At 42.4% G+C, this 18,310-nt stretch carries 12 protein-coding genes; 5 read left to right on the forward strand and 7 right to left on the reverse strand.

Annotated elements, in window-relative coordinates; genetic code table 11:
• Positions 1-431 precede the first annotated feature (431 nt).
• The 4 genes from mazG to dgt all read right to left on the reverse strand — a co-directional run bounded on the left by mazG (position 432) and on the right by dgt (position 6,812).
• Entirely contained in the window at positions 432-1,226 is a 795-nt protein-coding gene (gene mazG, locus M1F05_RS15765) for a nucleoside triphosphate pyrophosphohydrolase (RefSeq protein ID WP_206082945.1), read from the reverse strand.
• Between the two features lie 314 nt (positions 1,227-1,540).
• Positions 1,541-3,772 (reverse strand): GTP diphosphokinase, encoded by a 2,232-nt coding sequence (gene relA, locus M1F05_RS15770; protein WP_206082946.1) that lies wholly within the window; start codon positions 3,770-3,772, stop codon positions 1,541-1,543.
• A 16-nt stretch (positions 3,773-3,788) separates the two neighbouring features.
• A complete protein-coding gene (gene rlmD, locus M1F05_RS15775) occupies positions 3,789-5,120 on the reverse strand; it encodes a 23S rRNA (uracil(1939)-C(5))-methyltransferase RlmD (protein ID WP_206082947.1) in 1,332 nt (443 codons plus the stop codon).
• Positions 5,121-5,285: 165 nt separating this feature from the next.
• Positions 5,286-6,812, reverse strand: coding sequence for a dGTPase (dgt, locus tag M1F05_RS15780; RefSeq protein WP_206082948.1), 1,527 nt, complete (start codon positions 6,810-6,812; stop codon positions 5,286-5,288).
• Positions 6,813-7,058: 246 nt separating this feature from the next.
• On the opposite strand from dgt, the gene mtnN reads away from it, so the two are divergent.
• Together mtnN and btuF are read left to right on the forward strand one after the other, a co-directional pair.
• Positions 7,059-7,751, forward strand: a complete 693-nt coding sequence (gene mtnN / locus M1F05_RS15785; protein WP_206082949.1) for a 5'-methylthioadenosine/S-adenosylhomocysteine nucleosidase — start codon at positions 7,059-7,061, stop codon at positions 7,749-7,751.
• Between the two features lie 63 nt (positions 7,752-7,814).
• The gene (gene btuF, locus M1F05_RS15790; RefSeq protein WP_206082950.1) at positions 7,815-8,645 is read left to right on the forward strand and encodes a vitamin B12 ABC transporter substrate-binding protein BtuF; all 831 of its coding nucleotides are present in this window, start codon (positions 7,815-7,817) and stop codon (positions 8,643-8,645) included.
• Between the two features lie 576 nt (positions 8,646-9,221).
• Here the strand turns inward: btuF and erpA are convergent.
• Positions 9,222-9,566 carry an iron-sulfur cluster insertion protein ErpA gene (gene erpA / locus M1F05_RS15795; protein ID WP_154623408.1) on the reverse strand — a complete coding sequence of 115 codons (345 nt, stop codon included), beginning with the start codon at positions 9,564-9,566 and terminating at the stop codon, positions 9,222-9,224.
• 213 nt (positions 9,567-9,779) lie between these two features.
• Here erpA and hemL point away from each other — a divergent pair, with 213 nt between their 5' ends.
• On the forward strand, positions 9,780-11,069 hold the full coding sequence (gene hemL, locus M1F05_RS15800) for a glutamate-1-semialdehyde 2,1-aminomutase (RefSeq protein WP_206082951.1): 1,290 nt from the start codon (positions 9,780-9,782) through the stop codon (positions 11,067-11,069).
• Positions 11,070-11,396: 327 nt separating this feature from the next.
• Here hemL and mrcB read toward each other — a convergent pair whose 3' ends face one another.
• Together mrcB and hrpB are read right to left on the reverse strand one after the other, a co-directional pair.
• Complete coding sequence (mrcB, locus tag M1F05_RS15805) at positions 11,397-13,919, reverse strand: bifunctional glycosyl transferase/transpeptidase (protein ID WP_206082952.1); 2,523 nt, start codon at positions 13,917-13,919, stop codon at positions 11,397-11,399.
• 189 nt (positions 13,920-14,108) lie between these two features.
• Positions 14,109-16,568 (reverse strand): ATP-dependent helicase HrpB, encoded by a 2,460-nt coding sequence (hrpB, locus tag M1F05_RS15810; RefSeq protein WP_206082953.1) that lies wholly within the window; start codon positions 16,566-16,568, stop codon positions 14,109-14,111.
• A 100-nt stretch (positions 16,569-16,668) separates the two neighbouring features.
• Here hrpB and sfsA point away from each other — a divergent pair, with 100 nt between their 5' ends.
• Entirely contained in the window at positions 16,669-17,379 is a 711-nt protein-coding gene (sfsA, locus tag M1F05_RS15815; RefSeq protein ID WP_206082954.1) for a DNA/RNA nuclease SfsA, read from the forward strand.
• Between the two features lie 194 nt (positions 17,380-17,573).
• Positions 17,574-18,029, forward strand: coding sequence for an RNA polymerase-binding protein DksA (gene dksA / locus M1F05_RS15820; protein ID WP_004260494.1), 456 nt, complete (start codon positions 17,574-17,576; stop codon positions 18,027-18,029).
• Positions 18,030-18,310 lie beyond the last annotated feature (281 nt).

Genomic DNA, 18,310 nt, shown 5'->3' on the forward strand with positions numbered 1-18,310 from the left:
AGTTAAAAACGAAAATTATTTATCGCTTCAAAAATAGTCATCTGCGTCTGTTTTTATACATTAACACAGTTTAAAGGCAAAAGCTAAATCCTTTCAGCTCATTCTATAGCGTAAAAAATGCAATTCTGCACTAAGTTTGATTTTGAATAACTATTTACTCTATCACTCGCTATTTGACGCCTAAAAATGCCATTCTATTCATTGTTTTTGAAGCTTTATTTGGGAATATTAAATAAATTACTTTTAGAATAAACCAACAACATCCAAATCTTAAAACGACAAATAGTTTCAATACTTACATGTAATGGCTCTAAATAGTTCGCATTACAGCTAGGCGGCAAGAGAGGATATCTCGGGGAGCATACATAAGTATGTGACCCATGTGCCGAACGCAGCCAACAACGCTGTAGTGTGAAATATGACGAGACATTTTATTCTTGGCTTTTAACCTGCAGCCAAAGTGCCTCCATCTCTTCAAGTGTAGCACCTTCTACAGACTTACCACTTTCGGATAAGCTTTTCTCGATTTGCCTAAAACGTCGTTCAAATTTATTACAGGCTTTTTGCAGTGCAATTTCGGGCTTATGGCCTAGGTGACGAGACAAATTTACTGTCGCAAACAGCAAGTCTCCAATTTCTTCTTCTAAGCGGTTTTGATCTACAACCACCTGAGTGGCTTCTTCCATGACTTCTTCAAGTTCTTCATGCACTTTTCCAACCACTGGGCCAAGCGTATCCCAATCAAAACCGACAGAAGCACAACGTTTTTGAATTTTATAGGCTTTCATCAGTGCAGGGAGTGAGTTTGGAATATCATCAAGTACAGAAAATTGAGACTTTTCAGCACGTTCTTTTGCCTTACGCTTTTCCCATCCCTCAATCACTTCGGAACTTGAAAGTTGGTTGTTCGCATCAAAGATATGTGGGTGACGATGCTCAAGTTTGTCACTCACCGCTTGGCAGATATCATTAAAATCGAAAAGTGATTTTTCATTCGCCATTTGTGCATAAAAAACGACTTGGAATAATAAGTCACCCAATTCGCCTTTTAGATCAGAAAAGTCCTCACGCTCTATCGCATCAAGTACCTCATAGGTTTCTTCAAGTGTGTAAGGTGCGATGGTTTTAAATGTTTGTACTTTATCCCAAGGGCACCCCGTTTTTGGGTCGCGCAGCTGTGCCATGATGGATAGTAAGCGTTCAATTTGGTGATTTTGCTGACTCATTGTATTACCCTTTGATTTTCTTTTGTTTCTACATTGCTACCTTTATTTCAAACTTACCAGATATAAAGGCTAATCAACAAAGAAAACTTGAAAAGGATCATTTCAAAATAGTTGGTATTGTCGCGAGGAGAGCGCGCAGCCAACAACGCTGCGGCTCAAAATATAAAAATGGTTAATTATAATGGTGCCGATTTTCAAAATATTTTGCGTTGTAGGTAGGCGGCAAGATTAGCTATCTCGGGGAGCATACATAAGTATGTGACCCGAGTAGCTAAGTGTAGCCAACACCCCTACAACGCAAAATATGAAGAAAATCACTGGGAATGGCGTTTTGCCTCAATAACATCCGGCAACTGATTTAATTTTGCTAACACCCGACTCAGCACCTCAATATTATACAGCTCAATTGTCATATCTATCGTTGCTAATTGCTGCTTCACATCGCTGCGGCTACTGACGCCAAGCACATTAACCTTCTCATTAGCTAATATTGTCGTGATATCACGTAGTAGACCACTACGGTCATTGGCGATAACTCTAACCACGAGAGAATAACCACTGGAATAGTTTTCTCCCCAAACTGCATCTATCACGCGTTCTGGTGCGTGACTTTGCAGCTCAGCTAATTGTTCGCAATCCGCACTGTGAATAGAAATACCTCGTCCTTTCGTGATAAAACCGACAATTTCATCCCCTGGAATTGGCTGGCAGCAACGTGCAATATGGTGCATTAGGTTACCAACCCCTTCAACCACCACTCGACCACTACCATGGGATGGTGCTCTTGGGAGTGAAGACTTACTTTCTAATGTCTTCATTGCCGCGCGGTCTTCTTCTTCCGCCGTTGCTTTATTGAATTTGCTTTGTAAGAAATTCACCAACTGGTTAATTCGAATATCACCGCCACCAATACCTGCTAATACTTCGTCCAGAGAATGAACGTTATAGCGGGCAATAAGCAGTTTTTCCGCTTCACGCAGGCTAATATCAAGCTGAGATAGTTCACTATCTAAAATCTGGCGTCCAGCAAGAATGTTTTTATCTCTGTCTTGTTTACGGAACCAGTTTTGAATTTTGGCACGCCCACGGCTGGTTGTGACATAGCCTAAATTTGGATTTAACCAATCACGGCTTGGGTTCGGATGTTTTTGAGTGATGATTTCAATTTGATCCCCCATTTGCAGTTGATAACTAAATGGCACGATCCGACCACCAATTTTCGCACCGATACAACGATGCCCTACATCACTGTGAATATGGTAGGCAAAATCAAGTGGAGTTGACCCTGTCGGTAAATCGACAACATCCCCTTTCGGTGTAAAGACATAAACGCGATCATCAAATACCTGGCTACGAACTTCATCAAGCATTTCACCTGAGTCTGCCATTTCTTCCTGCCATGCAATTAATTTACGCAGCCATGCAATACGATTTTCGTAGCTGCTTCCCTTGCCAATTCCTGTTGCGCCTTCTTTATATTTCCAGTGTGCAGCGACCCCTAACTCTGCATCTTCATGCATTTGGCGGGTACGAATTTGAATTTCAAGGGTTTTACCGTTGGGGCCCAACACAACTGTATGAATTGATTGATAGCCATTTGGCTTGGGGTTTGCTACATAGTCATCAAACTCATCAGGAAGATGGCGAAAATGGGTATGCACAATTCCCAGTGCCGCGTAGCAATCTTGCAAACGTTCAACCACGATACGTACAGCCCGCACATCGAACAGCTCATCAAACGCCAATGATTTCTTCTTCATTTTGCGCCAAATACTGTAGATATGCTTGGGACGACCGTAAATATCAGCCTGAATGTTTTCTTTTAGCATATATTTACGCAACGTACCGACAAAATTATCAATATAATCTTCACGGTCAATACGGCGTTCATGGAGTAACTTAGCGATTTTTTTGTATTCATCAGGGTGCAAATAACGGAAGCAGAAGTCCTCTAACTCCCATTTTAATTGCCCTATCCCTAAGCGATTCGCTAATGGCGCATAAATATTGGAGCATTCTTTTGCGGCTAATACGCGTTCATCTTCTGTGGCGTCTTTGACTTCACGCAAATGCGCGATACGCTCTGCTAGCTTGATGACAACACAACGAAAATCTTCCACCATCGACAATAACATACGACGGATATTATCGACTTGGACTGAGCTTGTTTCACTGGATTGTGTCGCTTTTAATTGGCGAATAGCATCCATCTCAAGCACGCCTTTAACAAGTTCGTGTATCGAATTTCCGAACTGCTCAATGACTTCGTGCTCTTCCAGCTTGCCTTCTTCTACTAATGGAAATAATAATGCGGCTTGTAAGCTGCCAATGTCCATGCTGAGCGTAGATAAGATTTCGGTCATCTCGATGCCACGCCACAGCAATAAAGGCCCAATTTCTTGGCCTGCTAATTTATCGTGACAAAACTGCCAGGTATGGATGAGCTTTTCTTCTGATTGTTTATTGCTCAAACCCAGACCGCCTACCCATTTTTCTGGGGCAAACTCACCTGCTGGGGTAAGATGTGCGCTTCTTACTGCAACCATATATTCTCCCTACCTGTTAATGCTCTGGCCGACGGATAAATAGTGCCATTGATTCTAAATGGCTAGTGTGCGGAAACATGTCTAACATCCGCAAATGTAACAATTGATACCCCTCATCAAGCAAAACTTTACTGTCCCTTGCTAATGTCGTTGGATTACAAGAAACATAGACAATTTTTTCAGGCATCAGTTTAATTAAATGTTCCATCACGCCCGCCGCCCCTGCTCGTGCAGGGTCTAATAATACTTTATTGAACCCTTGAGCTGCCCACGGTTGTGTATGAATTTCGGCTTCTAGGTTCTCATTATAGAAGGTCGCGTTGGAAATAGTATTGAGCTGAGCGTTGTTTCGCGCCTGTTCGACTAAATTTTCGACACCTTCAACCCCAACAACTGATTGCGCTAATCGTGCTATTGGTAACGTAAAATTACCCATTCCGCAAAAAAGGTCTAATACCCTATCTTCACGCGTTAGATCTAACCATGCTAACGCTTGTGCCACCATCAATTGATTTACTTGCCCATTCACTTGAATAAAATTCAATGGGTTAAATTTAAGCACTTCACCTACCACTTGATATTCTGGCATTGGTGAGCTCGACGTCAGCGCTTCTAATGCATTGTCATTTCCTGCCAGCCAGATAGACACGTCATATTGCCTTTCAAAATCGTTAAGTTTCTGTTTATCTGCATGTGAAAAAGGCACTAAATGACGGATCATGATGATATTGCTGTTATCCGCATGGATAAGCTCAACATGGCCTAATTTCGGCTTAATGCTAAGTTGGTTAAGACACTCAGAAAGGGGGGTAAGTAACATATCCAGTTCAGGCACTAACACTGGACAGTTTTTAATATCAACCAGCGTATTGGACTGTACTTGACGAAACCCCATCACCAACCGTTGATGTTTAGGTTGATATTGCAAGCCTAAGCGAGCACGGCGGCGATAGCCATAAGGTTCACCACTCATCACGGGAGCTGCACTTTTATCAACTCCCGTTTCTCGCATCATTAAATATTGTAAAGCCTCGGCCTTACTTGCTCTTTGTAATTCAATATCAATATGTTGCTGTTGGCAGCCACCACACTGATTAAAATAACGGCATTGTGGCTTCACTCTCTGTGGACTTGTTGATAAGCGCTTAACCACTTTCGCTTTCGCAAAACTACGCTTATCTTCCGTTAACTCAATCTGAGCTTCCTCCCCTGGTAATAAATCCGCAACAAAAATTGTTTTCCCGTCAAGACGTGCTATACCTTGCCCTGCTGCATCTAAGCTATCAGCAATGACCGTAAGTTGACGGCGTGGAGTGGTGCGGCGGTTCGGAGAGTAAAATTGAGCCATAAGTAGTCACAACGAAGTATTAGTTACAAAAAAGGGTCCTTGTTTGTTTCCATTTCAGGCATTTTTTATTTCTGAAAAGAGAAAAACAGACACGCCTAGTATACCTGTTTTTCCTTTTATTTTATTGCCTACTTTTCGATTTTATTACTTAGCGAATTAATATTATTAATTACTCACCATAAATTTTCTATATTCTTCATAAGCATAGTGATCTGTCATACCGCTGATGTAGTCTTGAATCAAGCGGGCTCGATAGTAAAACTCAAGAATAGATTTATCCGCTTCATTCGTTGCAGAGACTTTCTCAAGCGCCTCGTTATAGGATAAACGGTGCTTATTGGATAACTTATGGAATAACCGCGTTTCAATAAAAAAGTGTTTGTGGTAATTTTTTTCCACTAAATCTGCAAAGTCAGTTCGGTTCATCATTAGCAACGGACTATAAAAATCGAGTAATCCACTGATAATTTTATAACCTTGTAACTCTAGCTGCTCGACTTCGTGATGGTTAAATACATGTTTAAATGCAACGGTTTTCAACACTTTCAGCAAACGATGCTCAGGGCTTTTGTCTTCCAATAATGCGCTATTAAAACAACCATGATAAATTTCAGGTAGGTTTTTAATAAAGCGCTGGGCACTATAGTGCGCTAACTTACCTGTAATATTAACGCGTAAGTACATAAAAAACTGGTCTTGCTGAATCCGCCTTGTGTGGTTATCACTAATATTGTTATAAGCACGCATAATGGTTTGATCGAATAAATCATTCTGCTCAACTTTCCCCCACTCTGCGCGCAAATAATCAATTAATTGCTCAACGGTAAAGATCCCTTTTTCTGCAGCGTCATCCAAATCAGCAATACAATAAGAGATATCATCTGCCGCCTCCATAATGTATGAAAGTGGGAAACGGCAATATTTCTCCATATCGAGTTTCTTGGTAAGTTCACTGACAAAATCCGCTTCAGACCAGTAATACCCTGGTTTTTTCATCAAATAATCAAATTCTGCTGGGATTGGTTCTAAATCATAAGCTCCTCGCGTATATTTCAAGATAGAACCAATTTGTGCGTAGGTTAGGTTAAGTTTCAACAAGCGGTGAGCCATTCGTAAACCTTGTGCATTCCCCTCAAATGAACATAAATCTCGCTTCAATTGGCGACGAAAAAGGTCTTGCTTTTCATTGCCTGTTAATTGCAATGCTTCAATTTGACAAGGGTCGGGTAGGTCAGATGAAAATAGATACTCAGGGGCGAGTAGTTTGCTAAACCAGCGCTGAATAGCAGCCTCACCAAAATGTCCGAAAGGTGGGTTACCAATGTCATGCATCAGGCAGGACATCTCCACTAAGCTTTCAAAAGCATCACAGCGCTCATCTAACCCATAGGTTTCTAACAATTTTTTCTTTTTCAGCTCACCAAGCACAGTTTTACTGATATAGCGCCCCACTTGCTGAACTTCAAGTGAATGAGTTAATCGGCTGCGCACCGCCGCATTTTGTTCTAATGGGAAAACTTGTGTTTTTTGCTGTAAACGACGAATAGCAGCGGAATTAATAATACGCCCACGGTCACTTTCAAATAAGCGGTTTACGGCGTCTTCATCCTGTGGTGAGACTTTCTGGTTTTTAGCACTGCTCATATAGTTACGCTGAAAGCTCAGTTTCTTTAGAAAATTAATTTCACCCACGCTGCCACCTTCCCTATCTCAATTGATGCTTCATTATATAGCCTAAACACAGGAAAAATACTTCACGACTCACCTTTCAATGTTACACTTCGTGCATCTTTGTAATTTCGTTGTCGAAATTCGAGTTGTTGCAATAAAATTTGCGAACCCGCTCGAAGAACACAGCACTAACACAATAAAACATTATCTTCCCTAGTCAAAATATTGACACTAATCGTACAAATTGAGCAGGGAAAAGGAGACAAAATGAAAGTTGGGATCATTGGAGCGATGGAGCAAGAAGTTGCTATTCTTCGCTCACAAATTGAAGGCTGCCAAACCATTAGTCGTGCAGGTTGTGAAATTTACACTGGGAAAATTAACGGTGTTGATATTGCCCTATTAAAATCAGGTATTGGTAAAGTTGCTGCTGCTATTGGTACGACTTTGTTGTTAGAACATTGTCAGCCTGATGTTGTGATTAATACAGGTTCCGCTGGCGGGTTAGACCCTCGCTTAAATGTGGGTGATATCGTTGTTTCGACCGAAGTACGCTATCACGATGCTGATGTTACGGCATTTGGCTACGAGCCCGGCCAGATGGCACAATGCCCACCTGCTTTTGTCGCTGATAACAAACTCATTGATGTTGCTGAGCAATGCATTAAGTTGCTCGATATGAATGCAGTTCGTGGCTTAGTGTGTAGCGGTGATGCCTTCATTAATGGTGCAGAACCTTTAGCACGCATTAAAGCGACCTTCCCACAAGTTGCTGCTGTTGAAATGGAAGCGACGGCGATTGGCCAAGTCTGCCATCAATTCGGCGTACCATTTGTTGTGGTTCGCGCGATTTCAGATGTTGCAGATAAAGAATCGCATACCAGCTTTGATGAATTTCTTCCCGTTGCAGCTCGCCAGTCTTCACTGATGATCAATGCAATTTTAGCTAAGCTGGCTTAAATTCAACAAAAAAGGCATAACTAATTGTCAGGTATGCCTTTTATCGCCACATGATGATGCGCCATGAAAAAATTAACTGCCTATTCATCCCACGTTATTACTTTATTATTGGCTTGTTTTATCTCCTTTTCTGCTCTGTCTGAGCCAAAACAGCGCGTGGTTAGTTTATCCCCCGCAAATACAGAGCTTGCCTATGCTGCTGGGTTAGGTGATAACTTGATTGCAGTTAGTGCTTACTCCGATTACCCAGAACAAGCAAAGAAGCTGGAGCAAGTTTCTGATTGGCAAGGGGTTAATGTCGAACGTATTATCGCGCTTAAACCTGATTTAATTTTGGCATGGCGAGGGGGAAACCCGCAACGGCCGCTTGATCAGTTGGCATCCTTTGGCATTCCCATTATCTATTTTGACCCACAAACCATTGATGGAGTCATCGACGCTGTCAATGAGTTATCCCAATACAGTCCTAAGCCTGAGCTGGCTCAGCAAAATATTAGCGCTATGCGAGCTAAGTTGACTCCTTATCGAAATCAAAAAAAGTCAGATCTCAAAACCAAAAAAATCTTTATCCAACTGGGGACTCAGCCTTTATTTAGTACGGGTAAACATACATTGCAAAATGATGTCGTGACATTTTGTGGAGGGGAAAATATTTTTGCTAACAGCGCCGTGCAATGGCCGCAAATTAGCCGTGAGCAAGTGCTCACTCGTAATCCTGATGTGATTGTAATGACTGGCTCAATTGAACAGGAAAAAGTTGTAAGAAATTTTTGGCAATCACAACTGGATGTCCCAATCATTCGTCTAAATGAAGATTGGTTCCATCGTGCAGGCCCACGAATCATCGACGCCACCGAACAACTTTGTGAGCAGTTAAACGCTTTATCCGATTGATAAAGAAGAATTACGAATTACGAATTACGAATTACGAATTACGAATTACGAATTACGGAAATTTTCTAAATAGTTCGCGTTGTGGCAAGGCGGCAAATGAAGATATCTCGGGGAGCATACACAAGTATGTGATCCGAGTAGCTGAATGAAGCCAACACCGCCACGTAGCAACTCTGCAAACAATAAATGTCTTATCCAATTAAGAATTAAGAATTAAGAATTAAGAATTAAGAATTAAGAATTAAGAATTAAGAATTACAGAAATTTTCTAAATAGTTCGCGGTGTGGCAAGGCGGTAAATGAAGATATCTCGGGGAGCATACACAAGTATGTGACCCGAGTAGCTGAATGAAGCCAACACCGCCACGTAGCAACTCTGCAAACAATAAATGTCTTATCCAATTAAGAATTAAGAATTAAGAATTAAGAATTAAGAATTAAGAATTACAGAAATTTTCTAAATAGTTCGTGGTGTGGCAAGGCGGCAAATGAAGATATCTCGGGGAGCATACACAAGTATGTGACCCGAGTAGCTGAATGAAGCCAACACCGCCACAGCACGAAATATGACGAAAATTAGACGCTAAAGGATGAACCACATCCACACGTAGACTTAGCATTTGGATTTGTTACGATAAAACGAGAACCCTCTAAGCCCTCTGTATAGTCGACACTTCCACCCACCAAATATTGCAGACTCATTGGGTCGACGACCAGCGCAACACCTTGTTTCTCAATGGTCATATCACCATCGTTGATTTGATCATCAAAGGTGAAACCGTACTGGAAGCCGCTACATCCGCCACCAGTGATATAAACACGCAGACGCAGATTTGGGTTGTCCTCATCAGAGACTAAATCTTTAACTTTAATTGCTGCCGCATCAGTAAATTGCAATGGCAGAGCTGCATCATCACTCATTTTTCACTCCAAACCGGTGACCGGTAAATTCATGTGTGGGCTAAAAACCACTCAGATCAATTAACCCAATTATCCGCCACTTGACTAAATCGTTCAAGTGTTGTTACGCAATTAGACACATTGTGCATATCTTGCTAGCAACATTTGGTTTAATTGATGCAGTGCTTTAGAATGGTGGCAAATTTTTATTTCGCCCTTTTCTGGAGCCCTGCCATGTCGCAATCTGAAATTCTGTATGAGCAAGCAAAACAACAAATTCCTGGCGGTGTGAATTCGCCAGTTCGCGCCTTTAATGGTGTCGGTGGTACGCCTTTATTTATCGAAAAAGCGGATGGTGCTTATATTTATGATGTTGATGGTAAAGCGTATGTCGATTACGTTGGCTCATGGGGACCAATGGTCTTAGGTCATAACCATCCAGAAATTCGCGATGCGGTGATTAAAGCCGTCCATAAAGGTTTGAGTTTCGGCGCACCAACTGCCGCCGAAGTTGAAATGGCCGAATTAGTATGCGAACTTGTTCCTTCTATGGATTTAGTTCGCATGGTGAACTCTGGTACTGAAGCTACCATGAGTGCTATTCGCCTAGCTCGTGGCTATACAGGCCGCGATAAAATTATCAAATTCGAAGGTTGCTACCATGGCCACGCAGATTGCTTATTAGTGAAAGCAGGTTCTGGTGCACTGACCATGGGCGAACCAAACTCGCCAGGTGTTCCTGAAGATTTCGTCAAACATACGCTCACTTGCACTTACAATGATCTTGCATCTGTGCGCCAAGCGTTTGAAAATTATCCTGAAGATATCGCTTGTGTCATCGTGGAGCCTGTTGCTGGGAACATGAACTGCGTGCCACCCACTGCAGAATTCCTACCTGGTCTACGTGCGTTATGTGATGAATTTAATGCCGTACTGATCATTGATGAAGTAATGACAGGCTTTCGTGTTGCATTAGGTGGCGCACAAGATTACTACGGTGTTGAGCCAGACTTAACCTGCTTAGGCAAGATTATTGGCGGTGGTATGCCTGTGGGTGCATTTGGTGGTCGTCTTGAAATCATGGAAAAATTAGCGCCTATCGGCCCTGTTTACCAGGCTGGTACTTTATCGGGTAACCCTGTTGCAATGGCAGCGGGCCTTGCTTGCTTAAAAGAAGTATCCCAACCAGGCGTTCATTCACGTTTAAATGAGCTAACAGAAAAATTAGCCCGTGGGTTAAAACGTGTTTCCCAAGAACAAGGCATTCCAATGGTCATCAACCATGTCGGGGGGATGTTTGGTATTTTCTTCACGGATGCAGCAACAGTGACTTGCTACCAAGACGTGATGAAATGCGATGTGGAGCGCTTCAAAAAATTCTTCCATTACATGTTAGAACAAGGCATTTACCTCGCACCATCCGCTTTTGAAGCTGGGTTTATGTCTATCGCACACAGCGATGAAGATATTGAAAAAACCATCAAAGCTGCTGAAACAGCGCTGGCGAAAATCAAAGCGAATTAATTTGCATTAAAACCAAAGAGGTGAAGCACTCTAGTTTCACCTCTACCTTTCTAAGGTTAACTTTTATAGTTATACATCTTACACAATAATTCCTTATATAGTTCGCCTTGTGATAGGTTTCGGGAAAATTATTTTCTAGGCATTGAAGTGGTCAATTAAAAGAATTAGATAGCAGAAAGTTAGAAAACTGAATATATCGTTAATTTTCTAAATAGTTCGAGTTGTGGCAAGGCGGCAAGTGAAGCTATCTCGGGGAGCATACACTAGTATGTAACCCGAGTAGCTGAATGTAGCCAACACCGCCACGGCTCGAAATATGACGAAAATTTAGGGATTATCGCCAAACATATCCTTCACCCAATCTGGCGCATCACTTTTTTGCTCATCATTATTGCCATTTAAATTCCACGTTGGTGCTTGGTCTTCTGAGGCTTGGCATAGACTGTCTGGGTTATCAGTCCAAATCGGCAACATTCTACCACCACCAAAGTTTGAGCAGCTTAACTGACCATCAGCCGTGACTTGCATATCGACAATGCCCTCTGGTGCACGATTAATCAGAGCTAATGGCGCTTGGTTATCAAGGTAGCGTTGGTAGACTTTTAAAGCCCCTGTTGCCCCTGTTAACTGTGTCGGACCATTGTTATCACGCCCTACCCAGACGATTGCCACCTCTTTGCCATCAATACCCGCATACCAGCTATCACGCAAATCATTGGTTGTCCCTGTTTTACCAGCCAAATTGTACTTACCGTATTTGGATAATAAAACGCGACCTGTTCCTTGATTCACCACTTGCTGCATACCATAAAGTGTTAAATAAGCAGCTTGTGAAGGTACAGCACGCTCTGCGGATGGGTAACTTTGATAAATTTCGTTACCATCACCGTCGATGACGGAACGCAGGGAGGACAATTTCGCCCGATTGCCTTCACCACCAATGGTTTGATAAACCTGAGCCACTTCCGCTGGCGTTAAGTTAACAGCACCTAAGAACATTGCTGGCACTTTTTCCATCGCTGCGGCTGGTGCCCCTAGACGAACAAACGTATTAAACACTTGGTCGAGGCCAATATCTAACCCTAAGTTTACGGTTGGGATATTCTGTGATTTTGCAAGCGCATCAACTAGCATCATACGGCCATTGAAATTACGGCTGTAGTTTCTTGGGCTCCAATTTTGGTTGCCGACTTTAACCGTCAGCGGTTCATCTTTTAACCATGTGTTCAAACGGTAACGATCAGGCTCACTCAGTGCGGCGAGGTACACAGGCGGTTTTGCTAATGAACCAATACTACGACGTGCGTTCAAGGCACGGTTAAACCCTGAGAATTGTGGCTGAGAACCACCCACCATGGCACGCACTTCACCGTTAATACGGTCAACCACCACCATTGCACCTTCAATATCGTCTAATTTACGGGTTTTGCGTAAATCTGCGACACCATTTTCTACGGCATTTTCCGCTGCAGTTTGCGCGACAGGGTCTAAGGTTGTGAAAATTTTCGCACCTGATAATTCTTTGACTTTATCGCCCAATTTTTCATTGAGTTCTAAGCGAACCATTTGCATAAAGGCAGGTTGGGATGCCACCAGCCCTTCTTTATTTTTCACGCCAAGTGGCCTTGCGCTAAGGACTTGGTACATTTCTTGGTCAATCACACCGCGCGTTTCAAGAATTTTCAACACGATATTACGGCGTTTGATGGCATTTTGTGGTTTTGTCCAAGGGTTATAGGTTGATGCCCCTTGTACCATTCCCACCAACAAGGCTTGCTGATCGAAGCTTAATTCATTAATTGGACGACCAAAATAGTACAAGCTCGCTAATGGGAAACCACGAATTTCATCATTACCATTTTGACCTAAGAAAACTTCGTTTAAATACAGTTCTAAAATACGTTCTTTGCTGTAATTATAGTCCAACAGGAGAGCCATATAGGCTTCGTTAGCTTTACGCTTTAAGGTTCGCTCATTAGTCAAAAACAGGTTTTTAACTAATTGCTGTGTCAGGGTACTTCCCCCTTGTACTGAGCGCCCAGCAGTTAAGTTAGCAACAACAGCACGGCCGATAGAGTACAAACTGACACCATCGTGCTCGTAAAAGTTTCTATCTTCGGTTTCAAGTAAGATTTTCACCAGAGATTCAGGAAAATCCGCTAATGGCAGCACCAAACGCTGCTCATTATTTGCAGATTGCATCATGGTGATAAGTTTTGGATCTAAACGGAAAAAACCAAATGAGCGGCCATTCTCCATATTTTCAATCTTACTTAAGGCATTATTTTCAAACACCATACGAGCCAGAATCTGCCCTTCTTTTTGATCAGGGAAGTTAAATGGACGGCGTAAAATTTCAATGGTATTGCCACGCACCACAAACTCACCCGATGTGGTGATTTTACTGACTTTGCGATATTGCATACCTTCGAGCAAGCGTGTCATTTCCGCTTGGCTATAATCCATCCCTGGCTCCAGGTTGACCATGCGACCGTAAACCGCTGCGGGTAGATCCCAAACTTTGCCATCGAGACGCTCTTTAATTTGTTGATTTAAATAAAAACCATACGCCGCTAATAGCACCGCAAACACGATCATCAACTTGACGAGTAGCCAAAACCAACGCCATTTGCTTTTTACTTTTCGCTGTTTTTTATTTTTTGAGCCTTTTTTAGCCATGTGCTCTTCTTCATCTTCATCATCGAGATATTGTTCTTCAATATCATCATCTTGGTATAAATCTTCATCATCATAATCATCGCGATCTCTACGGCGGCGTGATGAGGATTGTTTTTTATCAGCCGTTTTTTTATTACGTCGGCCAATTGGTTCAAAATCTTTACCGGACATGGTCGCTCCATATCACCTTACAAAATTACTTAACAACTTAATTATTCACTAATTGCTTAACGCCTAGTGGTTAATTTTGGCCCATAACCCTTGAGATTTCACCAAAGAAAGCTCTTAATTACATTTCCTTACTCTGCTTTGCCCATTCAAGCCCGTTTTGGAAACCCGCTATTAGAGCACAAAAATCGGTTATTTCGTACTCATCATCGCTTTTTTTGTTTGCCTTGTGGGTGCCGTATTCGCGGGGTCATCTGGCCACAAATGCTTTGGATAGCGTCCTTTCATCTCTTTTTGAATCTCTTTGTAGCTACCTTGCCAAAACGCACCGAGGTCTTGAGTAATTTGCAGTGGTCGCATGGCAGGCGATAATAAAGACAGCGTTAAGGTAAGTTTTCCCTGAGCAACAGTTGGGTTTGTTTTTTCACCGTACATTTCTTGCATGCGAATTTCGATAAATGGCGGTTTATCTAAGGCATAGTGAATACTCACATCGTGTAAGGATGGCGCGTGGTAAGTGTCTGGAAACTGACTCTGCAACCACTGCTGTTGCTGCCAATCCAAACGGTTGATTAATAACTTGGCTAAATTAATTTGCTGCAATTTTTGCTTGTTCGTCACGCCATCCAAATAGGGCTCTAACCATTCACCCAAAGAATCCAATAGTGCATTTTCATCAAAATCAGGGAAGTTAACTTCAGGAAACAACTGTTTCGCTAATGTGCAACGAATACACAATTGAAGTGCATCTTCCTGCCAATTCAGTTGTTGTAAGCCATTTTGCTTTAGCCAGTAAACCAATGCTTGGCGAATTTCTGTTTTATCTGGGTTAGTAAGCCGCTCTGATTTCACCACCAGTTGCCCACATTGCAAGCGTTTCCACGCTAATAAAGTGCCCTTTTGCTCATCCCATTCCACGGTTTCTTGCGACCTAAATAAAGTAGGGTTATCAACTTGCAACTGTTCAATTTCAATCGGATAAGCTAATGAAATTCGTGCATCTGCCGAATTTTCAGGCTGCCAAACCGAGACGACCATTAACCAAGGCGAGCCAATAAGCGAATCCGATTCATTCAGGGATGCACCTAAGCCGCTAGCGAGTTGATAACGCAATTGGTTATCACGAGATTTGGCGATACGATCTGGGAAAGCCGCAGCTAACAATGTTGGTAACCACTCACTTATCAGCGCACCTTGTTGACTAATTTTATTCGATACTTTTTGTTCACTCAGCATTGATGCACGTTTACACCAATTGTCTGTCGGCCTTTCTATAAAACTACGTAAGTCGCATCCCCCATTACGTGGAGGTTCTTCAATGATTGCCGTTAACAATGCGGCGAGCTGCATCACATTTTTATTTTGACTTTCTTGCGCTTTACAGAGCATCGCAGCAGTTCGCACCTCGCTAGCGAAAGCCGCCATCTTTTGCCCTAATACCGTTAACTTGCCTTGGCTATCTACAGCTCCTAATTTTGTTAATAACCCCTTCGCAGCGGCAATCGCAGGTTGCGGTGGTGGCGATAACCAATTTAGTTGCGCCGTATCATGACATCCCCATTGTAATAAAGAGAGCCATAACCCACTGAGATCGCTTTGGTTAATTTCAGCCTCGCTAAACTGGGCAGCACGTTCGGCTTGCTCCTCACTGAATAAGTGCCAACACATACCCGCTTCTAAACGTCCTGCTCGCCCAGCTCTTTGAGCCATTGACGCTTGGCTTATTCGCTGTTTTACCAATTTTGTTAACCCTGTACGTGGGTTAAACTGCCCAACACGTTCAAAACCGCTATCTACCACTAAACGAATACCCTCTATGGTTAAACTGGTTTCTGCAATATTGGTTGCCAACACCACTTTGCGTTTTCCTTTGGGAGCAACTTGGATGGCTTGTTGTTGAGCTTGCAGTGAAAGTGCACCATATAACGGACACAAAAGTATGTCCTCACTTACCATAGAGGAGAGTTCTGCTCTCACTTTCTCTATTTCCCCAACGCCTGGGAGGAACAAAAGTAGTGAGCCTAGTTCTTGTTGCAATAATTGCCACACCACTGATGCCACTTCTTTATGGAATAACTTGTTAGAGTTAATTGGATGGTATTCACGCACAACAGGGAAAGTACGACCTTGAGATGTAATGACTGGCGCTTCAGGAAATAACTGTGTCAGGCCTTGGTTATCCAATGTTGCTGACATTAATAAGATACGCAAATCATCTCGCAGTGCTTGCTGAGTATCTAATAACAGGGCAAGACCGAGGTCTGCCTGTAAATTTCGCTCGTGAAACTCATCTAAAATCACCAACCCAATACCTTCAAGCATCGGGTCACTTTGTAACTGCCGTGCAAGTACGCCTTCCGTTACCACCTCTAGACACGTATGGCGGCTCACTTTCGTTTCCGAACGCATACGTAACCCTATCGTGTTACCTACCTCTTCGCCAAGCTGCTGTGCTAAACGCGTTGCGACTGAACGCGCAGCAAGACGACGCGGTTCTAACATAATAATTCGCCCATCAATGACGCCACTTTTGAGTATTTCAAGGGGTAATACCGTTGATTTACCCGCGCCTGTTGGGGCGTGTAATAAAACTTGTGGAGAAGATTTTAAGGCTGCCAGTAACGATTCACTGACTTCTAATATAGGTAACACGAAAGTAACGACTCCCTGCATTTAACTTTTGCTATCAGACATTGTAGCATTAGCCTCTTTCATCAGTCAGCTTATCACTGGTTAGCACCGCGGAGACCTTATGGAATTTCATCCCCCTTTACAACCTGCCACTTTAATTAAGCGTTATAAACGGTTTCTAGCGGATGTCACCTTACCTAATGGCGAAGAGATAACAATTCACTGTGCCAATACAGGTGCGATGACTGGATGTGCAACTCCTGGAGATACCGTCTGGTATTCCACCTCTGACAATGCAAAACGCAAATATCCCCACAGTTGGGAGTTAACTCAAACAACACAAGGACACTTTATTTGTATCAACACCCTTCGTGCAAACCAACTTGTCGCTGAAGCCTTAACCGGAAAGTGCATTCCAGAATTATCTGACTACAGCAAGATAAAACCTGAAGTGAAATATGGAACAGAAAATAGTCGCATTGATTTTCTTCTCTCACACGATGGGTTACCTGACTGTTTTATTGAAGTTAAATCAGTCACTTTACTGGAAAATGAACACGGTTTTTTCCCTGATGCGGTGACGCTTAGAGGACAAAAACACTTAAGAGAACTCATGCATATTGCGAAAGAAGGAAAAAGAGCCATACTATTGTTTGTTGCGTTACATACAGGTATTCACGTAGCATCAGCAGCGGCGCATATTGATAAGAAATATGCGCAATTATTAGAGGAAGCAAGGCAAGGCGGTGTTGAAGTACTTTGTTATCAGGCAGATATAACTGCTCAACAAATGTCGTTAAGTAAACAGATTAGTTTTACATCTATTAAATAATATTTTTTAATAGATTTTTATACGGGGCCGCTGAGTTCTGGGGCGCTAAAAGGGAATAAACACGCTCGCCCTCACAGCATTACAAAACTCATTGCATGAACGATTGCCAAGAGAGCTCTCTTCTGCTATTTATAGCGACCTTAAATTTTCCCCCTTGGGGTTTTTGTAAAATTTGCGTGTGTAGGAGAAGCATTATGCAAGAAGGGCAAAAACGTAAGACATCGTCCTTAAGCATTCTCGCCATTGCTGGGGTTGAGCCCTATCATGAAAAAGCTGGCGAAGAGTACATGAACGAAGCCCAATTGGCGCATTTTAAGCTCATTCTCGAAGCATGGCGCAATCAACTCAGAGATGAAGTGGACCGGACTGTTACTCATATGCAAGATGAGGCAGCTAACTTTCCAGACCCCGTTGATAGAGCCGCTCAGGAAGAAGAATTCAGCCTTGAATTACGTAACCGGGATCGTGAACGTAAATTGATTAAGAAAATCGAGAAAACGCTGAAAAAAGTTGAAGATGACGACTTTGGCTACTGTGAATCATGTGGTGTAGAAATTGGCATCCGTCGTTTGGAAGCCCGTCCTACCGCTGATTTATGTATCGACTGTAAAACATTAGCTGAAATTCGCGAAAAGCAAATGGCAGGCTAATTGCTCAAATGGAGTCCTGAACGGCGCATATTGCGTGCGCCGTTGTAAGGGTTTCGCCCCTTTAAAATCCCCTCTTTTTCACACAATCTAATACGCGCCTTTATTCATTCCTTATTTTTGCTATCATTTTTGATAAAATTCATGGCTAGCAAACGAATACGTTAATCGGGTCTTAATAAAAATGCGATTTTTCAGTAAATTTTTTATTGAATTTTACAGTGTATTTTTCAGATTATGGTTTAAATAGCGCTTAATGTCTTTGTGGTAAAAACCCACTAAAA

Origin of the sequence: Providencia sp. PROV252, from assembly GCF_033676005.1 — a bacterium.
Lineage (GTDB): Bacteria > Pseudomonadota > Gammaproteobacteria > Enterobacterales > Enterobacteriaceae > Providencia > Providencia vermicola.

What these genes read in the sequence shown, in the direction of transcription:
- mazG (WP_206082945.1), bottom strand. Translation starts at nt 1,226, where the DNA reads ATGAGTCAGCAAAATCACCAAATTGAACGCTTACTATCCATCATGGCA.
- relA (WP_206082946.1), bottom strand. Translation starts at nt 3,772, where the DNA reads ATGGTTGCAGTAAGAAGCGCACATCTTACCCCAGCAGGTGAGTTTGCC.
- rlmD (WP_206082947.1), bottom strand. Translation starts at nt 5,120, where the DNA reads ATGGCTCAATTTTACTCTCCGAACCGCCGCACCACTCCACGCCGTCAA.
- mtnN (WP_206082949.1), top strand. Translation starts at nt 7,059, where the DNA reads ATGAAAGTTGGGATCATTGGAGCGATGGAGCAAGAAGTTGCTATTCTT.
- btuF (WP_206082950.1), top strand. Translation starts at nt 7,815, where the DNA reads ATGAAAAAATTAACTGCCTATTCATCCCACGTTATTACTTTATTATTG.
- erpA (WP_154623408.1), bottom strand. Translation starts at nt 9,566, where the DNA reads ATGAGTGATGATGCAGCTCTGCCATTGCAATTTACTGATGCGGCAGCA.
- hemL (WP_206082951.1), top strand. Translation starts at nt 9,780, where the DNA reads ATGTCGCAATCTGAAATTCTGTATGAGCAAGCAAAACAACAAATTCCT.
- mrcB (WP_206082952.1), bottom strand. Translation starts at nt 13,919, where the DNA reads ATGTCCGGTAAAGATTTTGAACCAATTGGCCGACGTAATAAAAAAACG.
- sfsA (WP_206082954.1), top strand. Translation starts at nt 16,669, where the DNA reads ATGGAATTTCATCCCCCTTTACAACCTGCCACTTTAATTAAGCGTTAT.
- dksA (WP_004260494.1), top strand. Translation starts at nt 17,574, where the DNA reads ATGCAAGAAGGGCAAAAACGTAAGACATCGTCCTTAAGCATTCTCGCC.